Origin of the sequence: Ketobacter sp. GenoA1 (assembly GCF_003671475.1) — a bacterium.
Taxonomy (GTDB): domain Bacteria; phylum Pseudomonadota; class Gammaproteobacteria; order Pseudomonadales; family Ketobacteraceae; genus Ketobacter.
On the sequence record NZ_RCHM01000020.1, the window covers coordinates 86,469 to 109,221 of the forward strand.

Below are 22,753 nucleotides of genomic sequence, written 5' to 3' on the forward strand. Positions count from 1 at the left end.
CATGGTTCGGTACGTTTCATCCGCCCTCATTTTAACGGTCGTGCTGGTGGTATTACTGGGCCGTTGCCATTACAGCAATATGACCGTTGGCATGATGGGGCCCGCTCACAACGCAGTAGCCCGGATCGGCGATCTCAAGCATGCCATCGACATGCATTATTACGATCACCACCAATTGCCGGACAGTAATCTGGAGCTGCGCAAGCCGGAACCGGATCAATACGGCAAACAGGCCGCCTTACTGCAGCGCCTGGAAGTGCTGCCGGGGGGCATCCTGTACGCGCAGTTTGCCGCCGAGAACAAAGGTATCCCGGTGGAGCTGGTGTATACCCCCAGTACAGCAGGCAGACATCGCTTGAACTGGACCTGTTCCAGCTACAATCTTACCCAGGCGTTGCGGGATGCGCTCTGGGAACCCTGTGGCGATGCAGCGGCTGCCTTTGACCGCGAGCAGGCTTTACGCCCGCAGGAGCTGGCACAATCCGCCGACGATTACCTGCAGCGGGTCACCGCAATCCAGCGGGAGAAGATCAGCAACACACCCCGGGAGCCCATGGATTGCTCGGCCCTACAACAGGCCGGCAATGACTTTCTGCACATTACCACCCGGCGGATCGAATACTGGTCCCTGCAGGATGACCGGCAACGCCGGTTCGCCTTCGACCGCCCCCAGGACAACAGCTCTCCCGCCCACTGGGCATTGAACGGGAACGCGTACCTGTACCGGAATAACCGCTTGCAGGTATTCAACGCGGACCATCCCGCAGGGTTGCTCACCCCCATTCACCTGCTGCAGCCCTACCGGATCCGTCGTGATGGGAGCCTGCTACTGGCCAACACCGGTGTGGGCGTAACCCGCATCGACCTGTGCCGGCCTGAGCCCGCAATAAAGGACACCTACCTGCTGGAACTGGGCGCCTACCATCAGATTCAGGACTTCGTTCCGGCAAACAATCTGATCTACCTCACCGCACAGGAGCCCAATCGCGGGCTGTCCCATTCCGCCTTGCAGATCGTCAGCCTGCGCTCCAACCGGCCCGTGGGATTCCTCAAGCTGGAAGGTCAGAGCAGGGGCATTGCCATCGCCGGGCGCCACATCTATGTTGCCAATGGTGCGCGGGGCATTGCCATTCTGGATGGCTTCGATCCCACCATGCCGCGCTTGCAGAGCCGCATCGCCACTCAGGATTTTGCCAGCGACCTGCTGTTGCAAGGCGACTATCTCCTGTTGGCGGACCACCTGGCCGGACTGAAAGTCTATTACCGGGATGGCGACAGCCTGGCGCTGGCCCAGGCCCTGCCCACAGCGCAGGCCGCCATTCAAATCAAACGCCTCACTGAGCGTTATTTTGCCGTCAGCTTCAAGAACGGCACCACCGCCCTCTATCAATGGCAAGACAATAAGGCAGCCCCCGTTGAACTCTCTTCCCCTTAAACAAACCAAAATCATTGTCGGTGGTGTGCTGGTACTGCTGCTGGCGGGTTTCCTGTTCTTCTACAGTGATTACCAGGCTACCCGGGAGCAGGCTGCGGACATTACCGGCACCCTGGCCAAAATTCAGCAGGAGTATATTCGCACTTTTGTGGCACAGGGCCGGTTTCCCCGTTTCAACCAAGAGGCCAATCTGCCTAAGGCAGCCGATGCCCGCTTTGGGGCAATCCAGTCCGCCATTGTAATGAAAGACCAGCGCCTGTTCCTGGTCATCAAGGATCGCTCGGGTGCCACCAGTACCCTGTATCTCACCCCGGAGATGAACAGCGAACATCGTTTCAGCTGGTTCTGCCGCTCACCGGATCTAAGCGATCTGCTGCGCGATCACCTCTTCCCTTCCTGCCAGGCCAGCACGGAAACCCTCAGCGTGGCACAGGCCACGGCACTGCAGGGCAAACCCCGCAAGCGCAAACCCCAGCCCGCGGAATCCGCTGCACTGGATTTCACCCTACCACCGGCGCCGCCACAGACAGCACCTCCGCCCACTCAACCCTGCGAGGCATCGCCGCCCCGGGAACTGCTGATCTACGATAATGGCATCGGCATCTGGGATTTCTCACAGGACCCGGTACTGGACGCATTTGTACCCATGAACATCCAGCGGCCCAACGGCATGGCTGCCCGTATCGGCAAGGTATTGTTTGTCTTAAAGGAAGGTTACATCTGGTATGCCGACACCGGCAAACAGCCCATCACTCTGGAAAAATCCAGCGTCTGGATCAAAGCCGGTACCCGCCTCTACAGTACCGGGCAGCAATTGATTTGGATCACACCGGACCATCAGCTGTTTGTGGGTGACGTATGTTACCCACCCAACATCCGCATCATTCACAATACCAAGCTGCGCTACTCCAGCCGCAACAACCTGGTGAGCGTAACCGTGGCCGAAGGGGATTTGCATCTGTTGAGCCGCTATGGCTCTGACTGGTCCAACCGCAGCAATCTGGATGTGTATCGGATCAAGAAAAACGGCACTCTGGTGCATGCCTTCAATTTCCGCTTCGACGGCATGGCCAATAATATGTACCGGGCCGAGCCCTTTCTGCTGATTGCCAATGGTCGTGACGGACTCTCCATCAAGGAAAGAACCTCAGACCTGCGTTGGATGGAAACCGATGCTGTTTCCGCACTGGATTTCGTTATGGATGCGGTGATCAAAGACAACACATTATGGGTTGCCGACCGCAGCGCCGGCTTGCTGGTGTACCGGCGCCGCTCGCAGCAGGACCCGTGGGAACAGATCGATCAGCGCGAGTTCGACTTTCCCGCCTTCAAACTGCGCTGGTTTGGGCACGGGGTGCTGGTGAGCAGTGCCACCAATCACGCCTGGGTGCCCCATGGTAAACAGGGACAACGCATCCTGCAGCCTGCTAGTCCAGTGGAATCTCACTGACCTGGTATTCCAGATCGTAGAGTTCATCCTGATACTGGTAATAGCAATCGCTCCAGCGTTGCCACACCGCCTGCGTGCCTGGCTGGTTGGGATTGCGGTACGGCTCACTGCCGCATTGCTTTTCCCGCTGAGATTTAATGCGGGCAATCTTCCGGTTGAGTTCAGACGCTTCCTGCCGTAATGCAGCCCGAGCCTTTTCCACGTTCCCCTTCTGCTTGTCCACCCAGGCGATGGCGCACTGTAGATCCCGCTTGCGCTGGCCCGCCTCCGATGGATTACGGCTCACGTTGTAGCGCCCCATGTACATACGGAAACGCACATTATTCAGATCCGTATCACCTTCCAACTCATTGAGCCAGGCCTGGCGCAGTTCCCCCAGATCCAGGTATTCCTCCGGCTTTTTCGGGTTGATGGACGGTAGCTGAATTTCGCCGCAATACTGATTTTGACCCAGAGTACGAACCTGAGACGCACTGTCACCACTGACACTCATTTCATCCACCCGAACACCATCCTGCTGCTGTGCGGGCTGGGGCGGTGGAGGAAACTGGCTGTACGTGACATTGCCCTGTTCATCAACAATTTTATACATTTTGGCAGCCTCAACGCTGCCAATACACAAACACAACGCCCCAGCAAACAAGGCAAAACGCATACTCATGATTGACCAACCCCAACAGCAAACTAAATCGACCCAAAATATGCAGTCAATATTAGCTCAGAATCGGTTGCCCCGCGTGGCGATTTTGATCGCAACTGGCGCTTGCGACCGCCAACTGCCTGATGATATTGAAGATCCGGCGGTTATTGTGACGACAACAGCTCGAACACATAGCCCGGCAATTTGCTGTTGATTTCATCGCGCACCCGTTGCTGCAGCAGGTTGACCTCGGTGGACGACACCTTCACCGGCCAGCGCTGTTTGGCCAACACTTTGGTACCGTCACGAAAGACCAGCTCGTAGGAGCCCCGCATCCAGTACCAGGCTTGCTTCTGCTCCACCGGAGCCACATCCAGCTCCCCGCTCAACTTCAGGTTCGACTGCTCCACTACCGGCACCCCCAGCGTAGCCAGGGCCTGCTGAATCTCAGCCTGCAACGAATTATTCTCCGCCTGAACCTGCAACTTCATGCTGCCCAGTGCATTGCGAATCAGCATTTCCACGGCAGCGGTATCATAGGGGCTCGGAATGCCACGCCCCTGCGCCACAATCATCAGGTTACGATTGGCCTGATCCCGCTTGATCTGCGCCAGCCGGGCCCGCTTCAGCGCATTCAGTGCTGCCACCGGGCTGTCCGCCTTCTGGGTGGCATAATCAATCAGATTCTTCACCTCACGATCCAGTCCGGCGATGGCTTGCTGAAAGCGGCTGGCGGCGGGCTGCTTGGCCAGAATGGCCAATGCGGATATACGCCCCTGTTCGGATTCCCAGTACTCCACCACCTGGGCACCACTCAATACCTGGCGGGCTTCTGTACTGACGGTGCGCGTAATCTTCTGTTCGTTGGCCACGGTTTGCTGACCCAAAGCATGGCTTACCTGGGCGCTGCTGAAATCCATACTGCTGTCCTGCACCGCCACTTCAAAAATTTTTGCCAGGTTGGCGAGCGCCCGGTCAGCGGCGGTATCCCGATCATCCGCTGAACCCACCGCGGTGAGATGCGTGGCAGCTGGATACGCCGATTCCGGTTGATCCACCCAACCGGGTTTGCCGCCGGTGCTGCTGCAGGCGGACAGCACGCTAAATACCGCCGACAACAATAACAGCAACGGGACAGGGAATTGATTCAGTGTGATATCAGGGCGCGGCATCGGATTCTCCTTGAGCGGGGTTTTCCTCTGGGGATTGGGTACCGGCTTGTTCTGCAACCGGCAGCGCAGTGGGTTGCGGCGGCAGTGATGGCCAGCTGTAAACCTGATCGATCAAGCTGCTGGCCAGTACGATGGCTTTACCAGCAGGGGCAAATTCGCTCTGCGGCGGCAGGGTAACGGCCCGCTCCGCCAGACTCACAGGTTGATTCAGCTTACTTGTGATGCGTGCCACCTGCACACTGGAAGGCAACATATTCCAACTGCGCACATCCGCCTGCTCCGATGCAACGGTGGCAATGTTCATCAGAATACCGCCGAAATCCCCCTTGCTTTGGGCTTCCTGCACCATCTTGTATTTGGCCACCGCGCGCACCGTGGCGGCGGCCAGAAGCTTGGCCCGTTGAGCGTCCAGATCCTGCCGCGCCCGCACTTCCAGATTCTCTATCATGGCGCTGCGCTGTCGCTGCCCGCCCACCAGGGTCAGCCCCCGGGGCTGGTAGTTGACCGGAGCATAGTGTGGCATCACCACACTTACCATGGTATCCACCTCCCCATCGTACACAGAAAGGCGGGTTTCGGTCTTGTTGCTGATCACGCCGTCAAAATAGATCAGGAACCATTCCCCTTCATCGGTGGCGGGCAATTGCGCCTGCCGCCCAAAGCGCTTACTGAACGCCTCGTACTCCTGACGGAAGCCCTGACGCTGGGTAAGATTCAGCAGGCTGATCTGCAAGGCTTCCGGAATGGGCTCGCCACGGTCCGACAGGATGTTGTAGGCCCGGCGATAGCTGATCAGTGCATCATCCCGTTCACCGTTCACCTCATAAATCAAACCCGCCAGGAAACGGGCACTGGCCAGCTGACCCAGAGTACTGTCCTCTTCGGCCAGCCGCTGCATGGTGACATCCGCCTGCAGCATCTCCACCCGGGCACCATCGGGATCGCCTGACAACAAATAGCCCAACGCCAGCATGACGTGCACCAGCACCTGGTCGGTGGGGGTTCCGTTGTAGGTGCGCAGGGTTTCGTTAGCGGTCATGGCAGCAAAATTTTCTGTCACACTCACCGCCTGCATGGACGACATAATGGCCTTGGCCTGCTCCAGGTCATCACGGCTTCCTTGCCAATCCCCAAGGTACAGCTTAAGCACCCCGGTGTTCAGCAACAGTTGCGCCTGATCCCGGCCCGAGGTGGGGATTTGCTCCAGCCGTGCCAGTGTTGCCCGCGGGCCCGCCGTGGCTAATGAGGCGGCCGCCTGGTTCACCTGCCAGGCCGCGCAAGCCTGCAATAGAAAAAGGGCGCTGAACAGGCCGATCAGCGCCAGACGTTGTGTGTTCATCAATGCGGATTAATAACGCAGCTTGGCGTTCTTCACGTATTTTTTGATTTTCTTCTGACCCAACCAGACCTTACGGTTATCAGCCATGCTGATCATGGTCAAATCCACCTGATAGTAACGTACCTGTTCTTTTCCTTCTGCATCAATGATGGTGTTGATCTGGCCCTGCAGCATGAAATCCGCACCCAGCTCCTGGCCCGCTGCATTACGGGTATCCTCCCGGGCATTCAGATCCTGATCGATACGCTCGTCACGCACCTCACCGCGCTCATCGCGGGATGCCACAAAGTCCACTCGGCCCGAATTCACCAGGGCACGCTCCATATCCGCCACAAAGGTTTTGACGTTGATATGCTCGTGGCTCAGATTGCGCACCGTGCCCACGATTACGGCAGGGCGTTGTCCGGTACGACCGGTAAACTCCCCGATCCAGGGACGCGACAGGGCATCCTGAATCATTTCCTCCGCCACCAGACGAGAATCGGTATCGTTCCAGGCACCACTCAAATCAATGGTGGAGTCAGACGCAACCCGTTCAACAGAGGTGGCACAGGCAGACAGAACAACAGCGGCGAGAATAAGTATCCAATGCTTCATTACTGGGAATCCTTCATGAATCGGTCAAAGTTGGCGTTGGCGTTTTGTTGATAGAAATCCTTGAAATTCTGGGACAGCTTGCCTGCCGTGGTGATGGCGTCATCCAGTGCTTTCATGTCCATTTCCGCAAAAGAGTAGATATTGCCCGAATTCTGGTCTTTCCAGCGGCCTTTAATCCTGGCCCCGTTGAGCACCGTTTGGGTGCTGCTGTTGAGGGTCTGCTGGATACTGCTGGTGGCACTGTCACCGGTACTGGAGGCGTAATCACTGAGCGTATGATCGATGTAAGTCGACACCATACGCGCCACTTCGGCACGGGCTCGGCTATCTGCCGTGGAGGTTTGCAGGGATTCATCATTGAGCGGAGGCGCAAACGCCACCCCGTAAACAAAGCGGCCATCATCGTTATCCACTGCCTGGGTACCCTCGTTGACCCAGTCCGGGGCACCCTTGATACCCAGGTCACTTTCGATGGTAGGGGAGCTGCTGCAGGCGGATAAGACCGATACCAGTAACAACGTCATCAGTCCTAAAAGGGGGCGGATCATGGTGATTACTCCTTAATCAGAAGCCCTAATCAAAGGCCTTTTCTAATGGTTGTAATATCCTTGCAAGCTTAATCCATATCGCCACGCTTATCGAATAGGAATGATAAAAGCGTAAAAAGTTCACAATCAATAAAAAAGGGCGCCTGCATTACAGGCGCCCTTTTTTGTCTTCGTGGTTCAGGTTCACCCTGATCCGCTTAGTCGACCTTTTCCACACCCAGCAGTTCCACTTCAAACACCAGTGCCTGATTGGGGCCGATTTTGGGGCCGGCGCCGCGGGCACCGTAGGCCAGATCGGAGGGGATAAACAGTTTCCACTTATCACCCACTTTCATCAGTTGCAGTGCTTCAGTCCAGCCTTTGATAACACCATTAACCGGGAACGAAATAGGCTCACCACGCTCAATGGAACTATCAAACACGGTGCCATCCGGCAAAGTGCCGTGATAGTGTACGTTTACTTTGTCGTTTTCGTCCGGTGATTCACCCTCGCCCTGAGTAATCACTTCATACTGCAGGCCACTCTCGGTAACCACAACACCATCACGGGCCTTGTTATCTTCCAGGAATTTCGCGCCGGCGGCCTGGTTCTCTTCCAGCGCCTTGGTCTGGGCTGCCTGTTGCTCTTTCATTTTCCGGGCCTGCAGCGCATTCATCGCCGCTACCATCTCTTCCTGGGTCATCTTGGAATCACGGCCATTGAAGCCGTCATCAAACCCTTTATAGAAGGCATCGATATCCAGCTCGTCCTTCAAATCACGCCCCATGCCTTCACCGAATTTCATACCGATGGCATAGCTGGCTTTCTGATCTTCGGTCTGCAGCATCAGGGTGGGTTCCTTTTTTGCTGCGGTCTCCTCGCTACCGGCCTCACCTTTACAGGCCACCAGAGCGGCCATCGCGGTAGCAACTATTATGTAGTGTTTCATGCTTTCTCCTGTCTCGAATGAATACCCGGAAATCGGCCGAACAGGTATCGAAAAGTCGGGCGGCTATACCCGTGGACATCAATAACCAGGCCCCACTTTCTCTCCGGATTGTATTGTTATCTTCTGGGGACGCTCCCGATGGTAACAGAAAGCCCCGTTATCTGAACCCTGGTCAACAAATATTTTGCGTTCCAGTGTGCATGTGCTATCACAAGAAAGGTAGATATTGTTTAGACAACCCGTATAATTGCAGGCACCTGCGTCACCAAAATCACAGCTGAGGAACTTTGATTATGGCAGCAAAAAAAACCACGGCGAAACGAAATGCCGTGAAAGCAAAAAAAGATCCAGTGGTTGATCTGTCAGCCCAGATCGCAAAACTGGAGAAACAATTGGAAGCGGCCCGTAAAAAAGCCGTCGACCAAACCACCAAAGCCGTAACCACGGCGAAAAAAGCCGTAGACAAAGCCCAGGCCGCCGCCAAAAAAGCCAGTGCGAAGACCGCTGACAAGGCCAAAGCCAAACTGGCCGAAGCCAAGGCGACGTTGGCCAGCGCCAAAGATGCCCAGGCTGCTGCCAAGAAAGAGGCCGCCAACGCTGCCAAAATCAAAAAAGCGGTGACCGGCGTTGAAAAGGAACTGGCTGCCCAAGCCAAAGCAGAAGCCAAGGTAGCGGCGGATAAAGCCAAAGCCCTGGCCAAGAAAGAAGCTGAAGCACGTAAGAAAGCGGCGGCAAAAGCCAAAGCAGCAGCCAAAAAGGCGGCCACAGCGAAAAAAGCCAGCGCCAAAAAAGCCGCGGCCAAGAAAACCGCAGCCAAGAAAGCCCCGGTAAAGAAAGCGGCCGTTAAAAAACCTGCAGCCAAGAAAACTGCGGCAAAAAAGGCGGCTCCCAAGAAGGCTGCTCCCACAAAAGCGGCAGCGAAAAAGGCTCCCGCCAAGAAAGCGACCACTAAGAAAGCGACCGCCAAGAAAGCCCCGGTGAAAAAGGCAGCCGCTAAGAAAGCCACTCCGGCAAAGAAAGCAGCGCCTGCAAAAAAGCCCGCGGCCAAAAAACCCGCCCCGACGAAGAAAGCAGCGGCCCCCAAACCCACAACTCCGAAAGCTGAAACAAAGCCTGCGGAAACAAAACCGGCCGCCAAGCCTGCAGCAAAGCCCGTAGCACCGGCAACGCCTAAGGCTGAAGTACCGAAACCTGCACCCAAGCCAGCGCCGAAACCAGTGGCTCCCAAGCCGGCTCCGGCGCCCAAACCGGCTCCTGAAGCACCCAAAGCAGAAGAAAAGCCATTTGAACTGAAGCCTGTTGAAGCACCCACTGCTCCGGATCGCAGTATCTTCGATCCTGACAAGGACGCATAAGTCACCACCTAAGTAACTTAAGCGTTCAAGCAGAAAAGGGCTGACCCGTATCCGGATCAGCCCTTTTTTCATGGCCGCGAATTGGGTATTCTGCCCACCCTCTTTGTTGTACAAGCCAGAGCAATATGATCCAACTGCAATCAGTAAATTTGTATCGGGGCAACAAATGCCTCCTCAGCGACGCCACTTTCACCGCCTATCCGGGATGGCATATCGCGCTGGTTGGGCATAATGGCTGCGGCAAATCGTCCCTGTTCGCGTTGCTCCTGGGTGAGACCGGCCCCGATGCCGGCACGGTGAACATCGCCAATGGCAGCCGGATTGCCCACATGGCGCAGGAAGTGGAGGCGCTGGATCGCAGCGCGCTGGATTACGTCATCGATGGGGACCGGCCCCTGCGCACACTGCAGGACCGGCTGCAACAGGCAGAACTGAACAATGATGCGCACACCATTGCGCAGTGTCATCAGCAACTGGATGATATCGATGCCTACAGCGCGGAATCCCGGGCTGCAAAACTACTGACCGGGCTGGGTTTTCAACAACATCAACTGAAAGCAACGGTGCAATCGTTTTCCGGCGGTTGGCGCATGCGCCTGAACCTGGCACAAACACTGATGTGCCCGTCTGATATTCTGCTGCTGGACGAACCCACCAACCACCTGGATCTGGATGCCATTCTATGGCTGGAAGACTGGTTGAAAGCCTATCCCGGCACCCTGATCCTGATTTCCCATGATCGTGAATTCATCGATGAAATCACTCAACATGTTCTGCATATAGAACACCAGCAGCTCAATTATTACAGCGGCAACTATTCCAGTTTCGAGATTCAGCGGTCGGCGCGCATGGCCAATCAACAATCTGCTTTTGAAAAACAACAGCGAGAAATTGCCCATCTGCAACAGTTCATCACCCGATTCAAGGCCAAGGCCACCAAAGCCAAACAGGCACAGAGCCGGGTCAAGGCGCTGGAGCGCATGGAAAAAATCGCGCCGGCTCATGTGGATTCACCGTTTCATTTTACCATCCCCGCTGCCGCCAAAATGTCTGATCCACTGCTGGACATTAAATCCGCGGAGCTGGGATACAACGGTAAACCGGTACTGCAGCAGGTCTCGCTGCAACTGGGGCCGGCCAATCGAATCGGCCTGATTGGCCCCAACGGGGCCGGCAAATCCACCCTGATCAAAACCCTGGCGGCAACACTGGAGCTGGTGTCCGGTGAAAAACAACTGGGGGAGCACACTCGCATTGGTTATTTTGCCCAACATCAGTTGGATCAACTGGATAGTAACGCCACACCCTTTCTATCCCTGCAACGACAGGCTCCCACTACCGATGAGCTGACGCTACGCAAATACCTGGGCAGCTTCGGCTTTCATGGCGATGCGGTTCACGACACCATCGCCCGCTTCTCCGGGGGTGAAAAGGCCCGCCTGGCGCTGGCCTTGATTATCTGGCACAAGCCCAATCTGCTGCTGCTGGACGAGCCCACCAACCATCTGGATCTGGAAATGCGTCTGGCCCTGACCCTGGCCCTGCAGGAGTACGAAGGCGGCCTGGTACTGGTGTCACACGACCGGCATTTGCTGCGTTCCACTACCGACGAGTTGTTTCTGGTGGCCCACAACAAAGTGGAACCCTTCAACGGTGACCTGGAAGACTACGCCCAATGGTTGGTGGATTATCGGCAGGCCCAACAAAGCAGCAACGATTCCCCGGGCCAAAACCGGGAAGACAAACGGGATAAAAAAGCAGAACGGCAGAAAGCGGCTGAAATCCGTAACCAGTTACGGCCGCTGAAGAACCGCATCCAGAAGCTGGAACAGAGCCTGGCCCAACTGGAGGCAGACAAAAAGCAGATTGAAACACGGCTCAGCGCAGAAGATATTTATGATGCGGCAAACAAGGAACAGCTAACCGAGCTGTTGCAACGTCAGGGGGCCGTCGCTGCGCAACTGGAAGCCACCGAAATGGCGTGGTTGGAAGCATCAGAAACGTTACAAACCCTGCAGCAATCGCAATAGCCGTGGCCGCTATTCGGCGCTATCCTGAGAGCGGTCTGCCATAAAGCCGGCCGCTTCACCCATATTGATATTGTGCTGGGTGAACTCCGCCAGGTCGATTCCGTAGGAGCCGTCCATCAACACTGTTTTAATGCGATGGGGATTCTCCAGCCCTTTATCCCGCTCCAGTTTCAGGTCCACCACGCGCTGCGCCACCGGTTGTTTGTCCGCATCCAGCAGCAGGGCCACTTTCGGCAATAAACGGTTTTCCGGCTCCACTGACAGCACCACACCCACCTCACCGGAACTCATCTCCACCAATGCCCCGGGGGGATAGATTCCGATGCACTCAATAAATTTAACCACCAGCCGCGGATCAAATTGCGTGCCGCTGTTTTCGTACAGAATTTTCAGGGCCGTTGCCGACGTATTGCCTTTGCTGTAGCAACGCTGACTGGTGATGGCATCATAGGCATCCACGATGGTCACCACCTTGGTGTAGAAATTCAATGCCGCGGCATCCATGCCGGTGGGGTAACCCTTACCATCCTGACGTTCATGGTGATTGTAGGCGGCACCAATAACCTCATTGGGCAGAGTACTGTCCTGTACCAGGATTTCCCGGCCGTACACCACATGCAACTTCATGTGTTCAAACTCTTCCCGGGTCAGACGATCCGGTTTATTGAGAATCGCCTGATCGACCTTCATTTTGCCCACATCATGGAGCATGCCACACAGGCCCAACAGCTCCATATGTTTACGCCCCACCCCCACATGGCGCCCCAGCGCAATGGCCAGAATGCCCACATTCAAACAGTGTTCCGCCGTGTACTTGTCGACATTCTTAATCCGCGTCAGCCACATCATGGCAGAGGGGTTGCGCTCAATGGAGTCCACACAGTCCTTGATGTGGCGCCGGATCTCATCCGTATCAATGCGGCCGTCGGCGTAAGCGGTATCCAGAAGCCGCTCCACCTCACTGAAGCTTTTCTTGTAGTGTTGGCTGGCCTCTTTAATCTCTTTTTCAACCGGCGTGACGATCTCGTAATGCTTCGGCTTGCCCTGCCCCACCAACGCTGACCGGGCAGCGGAGTTCACACGGCCGGTTTTCAGCACGTCGATATAAACGTATTCACAGATGTTTTTCAGCGCCGTCAGATCATCCACATCGTGCACGGAAAAACCCTGAAACAGAAAGGGCGTGTCCAGCCACGGCCGGTCCAGCCGGGAAACATGCATACCCAGCTTCAGCTGATCGGTAGGAACCTTAATGGTTTCCCGGATTCGGGTCGTATTCTTCTTCATTAATTCGGAATTTGCTCGTACTGCTCACCCTATAACTTTAGCTCAGGAAATAAAATTCGCCCTCTCGCACTACAAAATTTCAACACAATTCAGCGCACGTGCGTAACCCTGCTGCCCGCCTATAAATCCATTGAAATTCATTGAGTTAAGCACCCGGCGGAAGGATATCAGGTGGCTCAAAGTCAGTACGATTGGCGATTTTCGTCATACCACACTGACGGCGGTCAACTTAGAATGACCACCCCATCATCAACATGCGCGGATTCATGCCCCAGCCAGCACCGGTACCGTTCAGCCTAATCCAGTTTATTCTCATGGCCTGCATCATCAGCATCGGCATGGGACAGTTCATTGTTTTTGCCGTTCTGGCGCCGCTGATCCGCAGCGTGGGGCTGCAGGAAATCCACGGTGGGCTGATCATCTCGTTCTCTTCCATTATTTTCGCCCTCAGCAGTGGCGTGTGGGGGCGCATCAGCAGTGTATACGGGCGCCGTAAGGTGATGCAGATTGGCCTCTACGGTTACTGTTGCGGCACGCTGTTGTTTGCTGCGGTGTTCTATGCCGGGCTGCAGTGGTGGCTGCAGGGTACGATGTTGTTTCTGGCGCTGTCGGTCGCACGAATGCTGCAATCCACTCTGATGGGTGCCACAACCCCGGCAGCCACGGCCTATATGGCGGATATCACCACACCGGAACAACGGGTAAAGGGAATGGGGCTGCTGGGTTCCGCTCACAGTCTGGGCACTATCCTGGGGCCGGCGCTGGCTGCCCCCCTGATTCTGCTGCATTTGCTGGCGCCGCTGCTGGCGGCCAGCGTAATCACCCTGCTTACGGCGCTGGTGGTGTGGAAATGGTTGCCCCGGCATGACGTGCAGGCTCCCCATGCTCCGATCCATATCGGGCGGGAAATCCTGCGCACCCTGCATTCCTACTTCGACCCCCGTTATGCCGGCACCCTGCTGATTGGTGTTTTGATGTTTCTGGGCTATGCCATGTGCCAGCAAACGGTGGGGTATCTGGTGCAGGATCGCCTGTTGATCGGACCGGAGCAAACCGCAAGCATCGTGGCCCACGCCTTTATTTGTTCGGCTATTTTCGCGCTGACGGCTCAGTTGCTTGTGGTGGCACGGCTCAAACTGGCGCCATCCACCCTGTTGTTTCTGGGGTTGCCCATGATGCTGGCAGGGTATGTGGTACTGGTGCAACTGCAGTGGGAGCGGGATGCCCTGATTGCGTTTTCGTTTATCGGTTTCGGTTTCGGCCTGGCACTGCCGGGGTTTTCTGCCACCGCATCCCTCTCGGTTTCCGCCGAAGAACAGGGCGCCGTTGCCGGAATCATCGCCGGGGCGCCGGCGCTGGGGTTCATCCTGGGCCCGACGCTGGGGGCCATTCTCTACGAGATGCACACCATGGCACCCTATGCAGCGGCGGCCCTGTTGAACGGTTTACTGGCAATGGCGGTATTGCGCCGCAACCGAAAACAGAAGGGTATTTAGGCCGTTGTGCCTTGATGGGCAAAGGGAGCCCATTGTCAGCGCCGGGACGGGTGAAAAGCCGATCATGCCCGTGCCAGTACCGCCTCCACCAGTTTACTGATCCCCGCAGACGCTTCACTGATACGGCCGGCCAGCATATAGGCCGGTGTCGTCACGAGATTGCGCTCTTCATCAATGCTGATCTCGTCCACCGCACATTGTTCATGGGCGCCACCCATGGCCACCACCGCTTTGGCGGCATCATCATCGTTACTGCCCAGGGTACACCTGACCCCATCCCCAAACAGTTTCGGTGCCAATGCCGGGGCAATACACACCAGCCCAACCGGTTTGCCCTGCTTGTGCAGCGCCTGAACAAACTTCAAAAACGCCTCGTTTACACTCATGCCGGGGCCATCCACCGCAAAACTGGACAGGTTCTTCGCCACCCCGAAGCCACCGGGTACGATGACCGCGTCGTAATCGTCCGGATTGGCGTCCGCCAGATCAATAATCTCACCACGGCACAGACGGGAGGCTTCCACCAGCACGTTGCGGGTTTCCTGCATTTCCTCTCCGGTCATGTGATTCAGCACATGCATCTGATCCACGTTGGGCGCCATGCATTGAAACTCAGCCCCGGCTTCATCCAGGCGCAGCTGCACCAATGTGGCTTCGTATATTTCCGCGCCGTCAAAGACGCCGCATCCCGCCAGAATCACCGCTACTTTCTTAGCCATTGTTACCCTCCGTTCTCAATCTGGTTCAAGGTATATTCAACTCAATTGCCCTCTGGGCACAGCTTACGATTCCTGATCCAATTGTGCCACCTCGCCGGTGCAGTGGGGCAGTGGGCAGCGCCCATAACCCGGCCAATCCAAGGCAATCACCCGACCATAGTCCGCCAGGGCTGCGGACACCGCCTCGAAATCCCGGCTATCACCGGGATTGGCGTGCAGCAGCAAATCGTGACCGCCGATTCGGCTCTGTCAGTCGACCCCATCCCGGGGCCTGCGTCAACCCAATAAAACTCCATGTTGATATCCAGTGACAACTACTTTACAGTATACAGCGTATACTAAATTTCATCGCAACCCGACCGAAAACAACAAACAAGAGTAGTGTCATGCCTCAGCAACCCCAGCTCCCGCCGATCCCCAAGGGCGGCAAGATCAAACACGCACTCAGCCTTGGCCTGGATATCTGGAACAACCTGGACCGCTTTCAGGACGAGTACGGTGATTCCTTCACCCTCACCCTGCCCGGACAGGGCCCCATGGTCTGGACCGGGGACCCGGCCGTGGTACGGGATATATTTTCGCTTAAACCGGAGCAATATGATCCGTTTGCCGTGCAGATCCCCATTGATGTCGGGGAAGAATGTGTGCTGTTTCAAAACTTCAAGAAGCACCAGGATTCCCGTAAACGGATTATCCCTTCCCTGGCCACGGCCCAACTGAAGAATCGTGCCGGGGTGATGCATGAGATCATCAGTGAGCACATTGATTCCTGGCAGGTGGGTCAGGAGTTTGATTTTCCCCGGGTGGTGGGTGACATCACCCTGGACATCATCTGCTACACGCTGTTCGGCCTGCGCCATGGTGCCCGCAAGGAGCACTACAAAATGCTGATGAACGGCTGGCTAAGCACATCCACCAACGACACCATGTTCACCATCGGCCAGCTAATGGGCGCACGGAAGTTCCGGGCCAAACTCAACGCCAAATACATCAAGCGCTGCGAGCAGGACAAGCTTGGCAATCTGAAAAAGGGCATTTTACCCTGGAAACAGTCGCTGGATTACAAGGTGCAACTGGCCAAAATGATTCGCGAGGATGTGAATGATATTCGCGCCCGCATGGACGAGAACGAAGCCACCCTGCTTTCGGTATTCGCCCGCGCCAAATACGATGACGGCGAGTTTCTGGAGATGGAAAAAATCATCTCGGAAACCATTGCCATGCTGGTGGCCGGCCATGAAACCAGCGCAGCCACCTCTTCCTGGATGCTGATCTGGCTGTTGAAAACCCCCCGGGCAATGCAAAAAGTACGCGACGAAGTGGCAGAGTCAGTTGCCAAACTGGGGGAATACGATCCGCTCACCATCAGTGAGTTGCCTTACATTACCGCCTGCCTCAACGAATCCCAGCGCCTGTCACCTTCTGCTCCCGCCACTGTACGTTGGCTGACCGAAGACACCCAGCTGGGCAAGTGGTTGATGCCGGCGGGTACCTGCGTGGCACCCTGCATGTATCTGACCCAGCGCCGTAAGGACGTGTTTGGTGAGGATGCCCATGAGTATCGGCCTGAGCGCTGGCTTGACGGTAGCTGCAAACCCAAACCCTGGGAATTCTTTCCTTTTGGTGGTGGCCGCCGTGCCTGCGCCGGCATGGCCCAGGCACGTCAGCAGTTACGCATCATTCTGGCTGAGATCGTGCGCCGGGTGACCTTCGAATCCAATGAGGATTACATCCACAACGATCAATTGCCCACCCCCCGATTGGTGGGTGGTCAGACTGAGCCCAAGGATGGTGTATTGGTGACCGTGAAGGAAGTCAAACCCGTCACCGCGGGTTTACCGGAAATGCGCCGCTCGGCCTGAGGGCTGTCATTCCATTGACGTGACACCAACGTGACACCATTGACGTGGTGCTCACCACCCAGCGCCCCTGCTTACTCCAGCGTGAATGGCAGGGGCCTGCAAGCATCAGGCAGGCGCTTCAAAAGCAGAACCGCTTACTTGAGCTTTGATGCCCAGATAGCCAGTTTATGCCGCATGGCGCCCTGTGATATCTGATCCTGCGGGATGGGCTGGATCAGTTTATCGTGCACCAGCAATCGATAGATGTACTCGATTTTCTCCGTTGCGGAATCCGTGGGTTCGAATTCCACAACCCCCCTTTCCTCGCCGTATCTCATGCCTTCTTCAAGCGCTTTTTTCACCAGCTCTTTTTCGTTCTTAAGTTTTTTCATGGCTTCACTGCCCTTCGGTGCCCATGGCATAGAACGTTATTGTCCGTGCTGCAGGAGCAAATATCCTATCAGCTTATCTCAATACCGGCAGCGGTACTTCAGCGCCGTCGCCAGTTCTGATATTTTTCCACCCAGCGCAGCAGCCATTCCGGTTTATGTGCTTTTTTCCATTCTCCGGCGGCGTATTTATTGGCTTCATTCATGGTGGGATAGATATGAATCGTACCCAGGATCTTATTCAGCCCCAGACCGTGTTTCATCGCCAGCACGTATTCTGCTATCAGATCCCCCGCATGCTGCCCCACGATGGTCACCCCCAGGATTTTATCCTTACCGGGTTTGGTGAGCACTTTCACAAAGCCGTAAGCTTCCTCATCGGTGATGGCCCGGTCCAGATCATCAATGCCGTAACAACTCACCTCATAGGCAATGTTGTTTGCTTTGGCCTCCAGCTCATTCAAGCCCACCCTGGCCACTTCCGGCTGGGTAAAGGTCGCCCAGGGAATCACCGAGTAATCCGCCTTGAATTTCTTCAAATGACCAAACAAGCCATTCACTGAGGCATACCAGGCTTGATGAGCGGCGGTGTGGGTAAACTGATAGGGGCCCGCCACATCGCCGCAAGCCAGTATGTGTTTATGGTTGGGCACCCGCAGATAGGCATCGGTTTTAATGGTGCGATTACTGTTGAGGGCGATGCCCAGTTCCTCCAAGCCCAAACCATCGGTGTTGGCGGTACGGCCCACGGCCACCAGAATTTCATCACAGTGCACCGCCACCCGCTTGCCTTTGTGCTCGCAAATCACCACTTTGTCCCGGGCATAACGGTCCACCCCCACGACCTTGTGATTGGTGAGCACCTGGATTCCTTCCTGGGTGAAATTGGCGGTCACCAGCGCAGACACCTCCTCATCCTCGCGCATCAAGATGCGGGGCAGCATTTCAATCTGGGTGACCTCCACCCCCAGGCGGGAAAAGGCCTGCGACAGCTCCGAACCGATGGGGCCGCCCCCCAGCACCGCTAAACGCCTGGGCTTTTCCCTCAGTTCCCAAACCGTATCGGAGGTTAAAAAGCCGGTATTGGCCAACCCGGGTATGGGCGGAATCGCCGGGCGGGCGCCGGTGGCAATGACAATGCTGCGGGCGGTGAGGGTTTGCCCGTTCACCTCCACTTCCCAAGGGCTTTTCAGGCGGGCATAGCCCTGCACACACTCCACCCCCAGCCCGGTGTAGCGGGCCACCGAATCGTGGGGTTCGATGGCCCGGATATTACGCTGCACTTTTTCCATCACATCGGCAAAGTCAAACTCGGGAGTCACCGACTTCAAACCAAATTCCCGCGCCCGGCTCATGTCATGCAAAACCCCGGCGGTGCGCAACAGGCTTTTGCTGGGCACACAACCGGTATTCAGGCAATCCCCTCCCATACGATGACCTTCGATCAGGGTGACTTTGGCTTTCACCATGGCGGCAATATAGGAGGTCACCAGGCCGGCGGCACCGGCACCGATCACCACCATATTGCGGTCAAAGGATTTTGGTTTCTTATAGTCATTCATATCGCCACTCATGTTGCCTCTCACGCTGTCCGTCGCGCCCTGATACCATTGATGAGTTTTTTGGCCACCAGCGGCAATATCCCCAGGGCCACGAACGACAGGATCAAATCCAGCGATAGAATGCCCTGCATGGACTCCAGCTGGCTGAGCTGAGTGCCGGCATTCACATACACCACCGTTCCCGCCAGCATGCCCAGCTGGCTGATCCAGTAAAATTGCCACACCTTGATCGGCGTCAGAGCCATCACGATGTTAATCAGAAAGAACGGAAACGCCGGAATCAAACGCAGGCTGAACAAATAGAACCCGCCCTCCTCCTCAATACCCTTGTTGATGGTGTGCAACTGCTGGGCAAAGCGCGCCTGCACCCAATCCCGCGCAATGTAACGGGCAATGATGAAGGCCAGGGTGGCGCCAATGGTGCTGGCAAAGGATACCAGGATGGTACCGTATACCACCCCGAACAATGCCCCCGCCGCCAGGGTCATCACCGCTGCGCCGGGCAGGGACAACGCGGTCACCAACACATACACTGCGAAAAAGATAAACGCCACGGTAAACGGGTTTTCCTGCAATGCCTGCTGCCAGGCCGCCTGCTGGGATTGAATGTAGTAAAATGAAAAGTACTGGTGCAGATCAAACACAAACCAGGCGCCGGTCACCACCGTGATCAGCACAAGCAAAATGACAACTTTCTTCAGCATAATTCCCTCAGTAATCGCCCCCGGACTCCATTGGGCGCAATGTGCATTCTGACGTACTCCCCCGAAAACGGGTATGATATCCACTCAGCAAAAGTGAAAAGGTTACAACATGACAGGCAAAACTCTAAATCGGGGCCCGTTTCCTGCCACCCGCATGCGTCGCATGCGACGCCAGGATTTCAGTCGGCGCCTGATGCGGGAAACCAGCTTGACCCCGGCGGATCTGATTTACCCCATGTTTATACTGGAAGGTTCAGGCCAACGCGAGCCTATTCCCTCCATGCCCGGAATTGAACGGGTCTCCCTGGATCTGTTACAGCAGGAAAGCAAACACCTCGCCAGCCTCGGTGTTCCTGCCATTGCCCTGTTTCCGGTGACAGCACAGGACAAAAAATCCCTCGATGCCAAAGAGGCATACAATCCCGATGGCCTGGCCCAGCGTGCCATCAAGGCCATCAAAGACGCCGCCCCGGAAATGGGCGTGATCACGGATGTGGCACTGGATCCGTTCACCACCCATGGCCAGGACGGTATCATTGACGATGCGGGCTACGTGCTTAATGACATTACCGTTGAAACACTGATCCGGCAGGCCCAGTCCCACGCCGAAGCCGGGGCGGATGTGGTGGCCCCCTCCGACATGATGGACGGTCGGATCGGTGCAATTCGTAAGCAATTAGAGGCCTCTGGTCATATTAATGTCTGCATTTTGGCCTATTCTGCTAAATATGCCTCCAGTTATTACGGGCCTTTCCGGGACGCGGTGGGTTCCGCCTCCAACCTGAAGGGTGGCAACAAGTTCACTTACCAGATGGACCCGGCCAACCGCCAGGAAGCCCTGCACGAGGTGGCACTGGATCTGCAGGAAGGTGCCGATATGGTGATGATCAAGCCCGGCATGCCCTACCTGGACATCGTGCGGGAGGTCAAAGATCAATTTGGCGCTCCCACTTTTGTGTACCAGGTCAGCGGTGAATACGCCATGCACATGGCAGCCTTCCAGAATGGCTGGCTCAACCGGGATGCGGTCACGCTGGAGTCATTAAACTGTATTAAACGAGCGGGTGCCGATGGCATCCTCACCTATTTTGCCAAGTACGCTGCTGAACTGCTAAACCGCTGAGTCCACTATGACCACACAATCAACCGTCACCACCGACCCTAACGATGCGACCCCGGATACCCTGGAACCCCAGATTGACCTGGGGGACAGTGCCTATTACTGCAACCGCTACATCAGCTTGCTGGAGTTCAATCTGCGGGTGCTGGCGCAGGCCGAGGATGTGGAACTGCCGTTAATGGAGCGGTTGAAATTCCTGCTGATCTTCAGCAGCAATATGGATGAGTTTTTCGAAGTCCGCCTGGCGGGCCTGCAACGGGATATCGCCTTCAACCAGGCCCGCCCGGAAGCCGATGGCATGCACCCCAAAGATGTACTGAAGCTCATCAGTGACATGTGTCATGCGGCCATTGAGCGCCAGTATCACCTGCTCAACGATGACTTGCTGCCCCTGCTGGCGCAGGAAAACATTCATTTTATTGCCCGCGACAGCTGGTCGGCCGCGCAAGTGAAATGGATCAAACACTACTTCCGCCAACAGGTGGCCCCGGTGCTGACCCCCATCGGCCTGGACCTGGCGCACCCGTTTCCCCGGCTGGTGAACAAAAGTCTCAATTTTCTGGTGACTCTGGAAGGAAACGACGCCTTTGGCCGCAAACTGGGTATGGCGGTGGTACCGGCCCCCAAATCCCTGCCCCGCATTATTCGCATGCCCGATGACGTGTGCGAGAGCGGCGACAATTTTATCTTTCTATCGTCCATCATCCACTATCATGCCGGCTATCTGTTTCCGGGTATGAAATCCACCGGCTGCTATCAATTCCGACTGACCCGCAATTCGGACCTGTTCCTGGATGAAGAGAAGGTGGAGGATCTGTCCACCGCGCTGCGGGGCGAACTGTATTCCCGCCGTTACGGTGAAGAAGTTCGCCTGGAAGTGGCGGACAATATGCCCGATGAGCTGATCGAGTTTCTGCTTAATAAGTTCGGCCTGGACGAGACGCAGCTGTACCGGGTGAATGGCCCGGTCAATCTGACACGGATGATGTCGGTGCTGGATGTGGCCCGCACCCATCACGAATTTCCCTCGTTCAAACCCAAACTGCCCGGTGACCTGCAGCGCAGTGATCGCATGTTCGCCGCCATCACCAGTGGCGACATTCTGCTGAACCATCCTTACGAATCCTTCCAGCCGGTGATTTATTTTCTCAAACAGGCTTCCCGCGATCCCGACGTGGTGGCCATCAAGCAGACCCTGTACCGCACCGGCACCAACTCCGACATTCTGGACCTGCTGGTGGAAGCTGCCCGCAACGGCAAGGAAGTGACCGCCGTGGTGGAGCTGCGGGCGCGCTTTGATGAGGAAAGCAATCTGGAAATCGCGGCTCGATTGCAGGAAGCCGGGGTGGTCGTGGTGTACGGCATTGTGGGCCACAAAACCCACGCCAAGATGATGCTGGTGGTACGGCGCGAAGGCGCCAAGCTGAAGCGCTACGTGCATCTGGGCACCGGAAATTACCACGCCGGCAACGCCCGCCTGTATTCCGACTACAGCCTGCTGACCTGCAACGAGGAACTGGCCGAAGACGTACACAAAATATTTCAGGAACTGACCGGAATGGGCCGGCCGGCACAGTTGCGGCACCTGTACCATTCACCCTTCACCCTGCAACAGGAACTGCTGATTCAGCACATCAAGCAGGAACGGGACAACGCGCTCAATGGCTTACCCGCGAAAATTATATTCAAATGCAATTCCCTGACCGAAAAGGAAATCATCGAGGAGCTGTACCGCGCCTCGCAGGCGGGGGTGGAAGTCAAACTCATTGTGCGCGGCATGTGCTGCCTGCGCCCGGGGATTGCCGGTGTTTCGGAAAATATTGAAGTGCGCTCCATCGTCGGGCGCTTTCTGGAACACACACGGTTGTACTATTTCCACCAAAACGGCGAGTACAGCATCTATCTGGCCAGCGCGGATCTGATGGAGCGCAACCTTTACCGGCGGGTGGAAATCAGCTTCCCCATTCTGGACGACAAACTCCGGGCCCGCACTTACAAGGAAGGTTTGGAAATTTATCTGAAAGACAATTGCCAGGCCTGGATCATGAACTCCGATGGCAGCTACACCCGCCTGCAACCGCAGGAAGGGGAAGAACGAATTTCGGCACAGCACTATCTGGTTGAAAAACTGGGATAAATC

20 protein-coding genes are annotated in these 22,753 nt (G+C 56.2%); 8 read left to right on the forward strand and 12 right to left on the reverse strand.

Annotation, left to right across the window (positions count from 1 at the left end):
- Position 1 precedes the first annotated feature (1 nt).
- Positions 2 to 1,435: a YncE family protein gene (locus D9N13_RS06415; RefSeq protein WP_290587410.1), complete on the forward strand. Its 1,434-nt coding sequence runs from the start codon at positions 2 to 4 to the stop codon at positions 1,433 to 1,435.
- A complete protein-coding gene (locus D9N13_RS06420; protein WP_290587412.1) occupies positions 1,416 to 2,885 on the forward strand; it encodes a hypothetical protein in 1,470 nt (489 codons plus the stop codon). The genes D9N13_RS06415 and D9N13_RS06420 overlap by 20 nt, the downstream gene beginning before the upstream one ends.
- Here the strand turns inward: D9N13_RS06420 and D9N13_RS06425 are convergent.
- From D9N13_RS06425 to D9N13_RS06450, 6 genes are all read right to left on the reverse strand, one after another.
- Positions 2,863 to 3,546, reverse strand: coding sequence for a DUF4124 domain-containing protein (locus D9N13_RS06425; RefSeq protein WP_290587414.1), 684 nt, complete (start codon positions 3,544 to 3,546; stop codon positions 2,863 to 2,865). The two genes, D9N13_RS06420 and D9N13_RS06425, sit on opposite strands and share 23 nt — an antisense overlap.
- A gap of 143 nt (positions 3,547 to 3,689) precedes the next feature.
- Positions 3,690 to 4,697 (reverse strand): LPP20 family lipoprotein, encoded by a 1,008-nt coding sequence (locus D9N13_RS06430; RefSeq protein ID WP_290587416.1) that lies wholly within the window; start codon positions 4,695 to 4,697, stop codon positions 3,690 to 3,692.
- Positions 4,684 to 6,036, reverse strand: coding sequence for a COG3014 family protein (locus D9N13_RS06435; protein ID WP_290587418.1), 1,353 nt, complete (start codon positions 6,034 to 6,036; stop codon positions 4,684 to 4,686). The genes D9N13_RS06430 and D9N13_RS06435 overlap by 14 nt, the downstream gene beginning before the upstream one ends.
- A 9-nt stretch (positions 6,037 to 6,045) precedes the next feature.
- Positions 6,046 to 6,633 carry a penicillin-binding protein activator LpoB gene (locus D9N13_RS06440; protein ID WP_290587420.1) on the reverse strand — a complete coding sequence of 196 codons (588 nt, stop codon included), beginning with the start codon at positions 6,631 to 6,633 and terminating at the stop codon, positions 6,046 to 6,048.
- A complete protein-coding gene (locus D9N13_RS06445; protein ID WP_290587422.1) occupies positions 6,633 to 7,181 on the reverse strand; it encodes a hypothetical protein in 549 nt (182 codons plus the stop codon). Before D9N13_RS06445 ends, D9N13_RS06440 begins: the two co-directional genes overlap by 1 nt.
- A 197-nt stretch (positions 7,182 to 7,378) precedes the next feature.
- On the reverse strand, positions 7,379 to 8,110 hold the full coding sequence (locus D9N13_RS06450; protein ID WP_290587424.1) for an FKBP-type peptidyl-prolyl cis-trans isomerase: 732 nt from the start codon (positions 8,108 to 8,110) through the stop codon (positions 7,379 to 7,381).
- Between the two features lie 293 nt (positions 8,111 to 8,403).
- Here D9N13_RS06450 and D9N13_RS06455 point away from each other — a divergent pair, with 293 nt between their 5' ends.
- On the forward strand, positions 8,404 to 9,465 hold the full coding sequence (locus tag D9N13_RS06455; protein ID WP_290587426.1) for a histone H1-like repetitive region-containing protein: 1,062 nt from the start codon (positions 8,404 to 8,406) through the stop codon (positions 9,463 to 9,465).
- A gap of 125 nt (positions 9,466 to 9,590) precedes the next feature.
- Positions 9,591 to 11,495, forward strand: coding sequence for an ATP-binding cassette domain-containing protein (locus tag D9N13_RS06460; RefSeq protein WP_290587428.1), 1,905 nt, complete (start codon positions 9,591 to 9,593; stop codon positions 11,493 to 11,495).
- Positions 11,496 to 11,504: 9 nt separating this feature from the next.
- Here the strand turns inward: D9N13_RS06460 and D9N13_RS06465 are convergent, their stop codons facing one another.
- Positions 11,505 to 12,782, reverse strand: a complete 1,278-nt coding sequence (locus tag D9N13_RS06465; RefSeq protein ID WP_290587430.1) for an HD-GYP domain-containing protein — start codon at positions 12,780 to 12,782, stop codon at positions 11,505 to 11,507.
- 266 nt (positions 12,783 to 13,048) lie between these two features.
- Between D9N13_RS06465 and D9N13_RS06470 the strand changes: the two genes are divergently transcribed.
- The gene (locus D9N13_RS06470; RefSeq protein ID WP_290587432.1) at positions 13,049 to 14,278 is read left to right on the forward strand and encodes an MFS transporter; all 1,230 of its coding nucleotides are present in this window, start codon (positions 13,049 to 13,051) and stop codon (positions 14,276 to 14,278) included.
- Positions 14,279 to 14,340: 62 nt separating this feature from the next.
- On the opposite strand, the gene elbB is transcribed toward D9N13_RS06470, so the two are convergent.
- Both elbB and D9N13_RS06480 read right to left on the reverse strand, forming a co-directional pair.
- Positions 14,341 to 14,997 (reverse strand): isoprenoid biosynthesis glyoxalase ElbB, encoded by a 657-nt coding sequence (gene elbB, locus D9N13_RS06475; protein WP_290587434.1) that lies wholly within the window; start codon positions 14,995 to 14,997, stop codon positions 14,341 to 14,343.
- Positions 14,998 to 15,060: 63 nt separating this feature from the next.
- Positions 15,061 to 15,222: an alpha/beta fold hydrolase gene (locus D9N13_RS06480; protein ID WP_290587437.1), complete on the reverse strand. Its 162-nt coding sequence runs from the start codon at positions 15,220 to 15,222 to the stop codon at positions 15,061 to 15,063.
- A gap of 161 nt (positions 15,223 to 15,383) precedes the next feature.
- Between D9N13_RS06480 and D9N13_RS06485 the strand changes: the two genes are divergently transcribed.
- A complete protein-coding gene (locus D9N13_RS06485) occupies positions 15,384 to 16,859 on the forward strand; it encodes a cytochrome P450 (RefSeq protein WP_290587439.1) in 1,476 nt (491 codons plus the stop codon).
- Positions 16,860 to 16,993: 134 nt separating this feature from the next.
- On the opposite strand, the gene D9N13_RS06490 is transcribed toward D9N13_RS06485, so the two are convergent.
- The 3 genes from D9N13_RS06490 to D9N13_RS24225 form a co-directional block, all read right to left on the reverse strand.
- A complete protein-coding gene (locus tag D9N13_RS06490; protein WP_290587441.1) occupies positions 16,994 to 17,230 on the reverse strand; it encodes a DUF5062 family protein in 237 nt (78 codons plus the stop codon).
- A 98-nt stretch (positions 17,231 to 17,328) separates the two neighbouring features.
- Positions 17,329 to 18,789 carry a dihydrolipoyl dehydrogenase family protein gene (locus D9N13_RS06495; RefSeq protein ID WP_317622469.1) on the reverse strand — a complete coding sequence of 487 codons (1,461 nt, stop codon included), beginning with the start codon at positions 18,787 to 18,789 and terminating at the stop codon, positions 17,329 to 17,331.
- A 20-nt stretch (positions 18,790 to 18,809) separates the two neighbouring features.
- Positions 18,810 to 19,493 carry a TVP38/TMEM64 family protein gene (locus tag D9N13_RS24225; RefSeq protein WP_317622470.1) on the reverse strand — a complete coding sequence of 228 codons (684 nt, stop codon included), beginning with the start codon at positions 19,491 to 19,493 and terminating at the stop codon, positions 18,810 to 18,812.
- 109 nt (positions 19,494 to 19,602) lie between these two features.
- Between D9N13_RS24225 and hemB the strand changes: the two genes are divergently transcribed.
- Both hemB and ppk1 read left to right on the forward strand, forming a co-directional pair.
- Positions 19,603 to 20,616 (forward strand): porphobilinogen synthase, encoded by a 1,014-nt coding sequence (gene hemB / locus D9N13_RS06500; RefSeq protein ID WP_290587443.1) that lies wholly within the window; start codon positions 19,603 to 19,605, stop codon positions 20,614 to 20,616.
- A 7-nt stretch (positions 20,617 to 20,623) separates the two neighbouring features.
- Positions 20,624 to 22,750 (forward strand): polyphosphate kinase 1, encoded by a 2,127-nt coding sequence (ppk1, locus tag D9N13_RS06505; RefSeq protein ID WP_290587445.1) that lies wholly within the window; start codon positions 20,624 to 20,626, stop codon positions 22,748 to 22,750.
- Positions 22,751 to 22,753: the final 3 nt, after the last annotated feature.

Coding starts and splice junctions, on each gene's coding strand:
- D9N13_RS06490 (WP_290587441.1), bottom strand. CDS start 17,230: ATGAAAAAACTTAAGAACGAAAAAGAGCTGGTGAAAAAAGCGCTTGAA.
- D9N13_RS06425 (WP_290587414.1), bottom strand. CDS start 3,546: ATGAGTATGCGTTTTGCCTTGTTTGCTGGGGCGTTGTGTTTGTGTATT.
- D9N13_RS06430 (WP_290587416.1), bottom strand. CDS start 4,697: ATGCCGCGCCCTGATATCACACTGAATCAATTCCCTGTCCCGTTGCTG.
- D9N13_RS06495 (WP_317622469.1), bottom strand. CDS start 18,789: ATGAATGACTATAAGAAACCAAAATCCTTTGACCGCAATATGGTGGTG.
- hemB (WP_290587443.1), top strand. CDS start 19,603: ATGACAGGCAAAACTCTAAATCGGGGCCCGTTTCCTGCCACCCGCATG.
- D9N13_RS24225 (WP_317622470.1), bottom strand. CDS start 19,493: ATGCTGAAGAAAGTTGTCATTTTGCTTGTGCTGATCACGGTGGTGACC.
- D9N13_RS06485 (WP_290587439.1), top strand. CDS start 15,384: ATGCCTCAGCAACCCCAGCTCCCGCCGATCCCCAAGGGCGGCAAGATC.
- D9N13_RS06435 (WP_290587418.1), bottom strand. CDS start 6,036: ATGAACACACAACGTCTGGCGCTGATCGGCCTGTTCAGCGCCCTTTTT.
- D9N13_RS06415 (WP_290587410.1), top strand. CDS start 2: ATGGTTCGGTACGTTTCATCCGCCCTCATTTTAACGGTCGTGCTGGTG.
- D9N13_RS06460 (WP_290587428.1), top strand. CDS start 9,591: ATGATCCAACTGCAATCAGTAAATTTGTATCGGGGCAACAAATGCCTC.
- elbB (WP_290587434.1), bottom strand. CDS start 14,997: ATGGCTAAGAAAGTAGCGGTGATTCTGGCGGGATGCGGCGTCTTTGAC.
- ppk1 (WP_290587445.1), top strand. CDS start 20,624: ATGACCACACAATCAACCGTCACCACCGACCCTAACGATGCGACCCCG.
- D9N13_RS06465 (WP_290587430.1), bottom strand. CDS start 12,782: ATGAAGAAGAATACGACCCGAATCCGGGAAACCATTAAGGTTCCTACC.
- D9N13_RS06470 (WP_290587432.1), top strand. CDS start 13,049: ATGCCCCAGCCAGCACCGGTACCGTTCAGCCTAATCCAGTTTATTCTC.
- D9N13_RS06445 (WP_290587422.1), bottom strand. CDS start 7,181: ATGATCCGCCCCCTTTTAGGACTGATGACGTTGTTACTGGTATCGGTC.
- D9N13_RS06455 (WP_290587426.1), top strand. CDS start 8,404: ATGGCAGCAAAAAAAACCACGGCGAAACGAAATGCCGTGAAAGCAAAA.
- D9N13_RS06450 (WP_290587424.1), bottom strand. CDS start 8,110: ATGAAACACTACATAATAGTTGCTACCGCGATGGCCGCTCTGGTGGCC.
- D9N13_RS06440 (WP_290587420.1), bottom strand. CDS start 6,633: ATGAAGCATTGGATACTTATTCTCGCCGCTGTTGTTCTGTCTGCCTGT.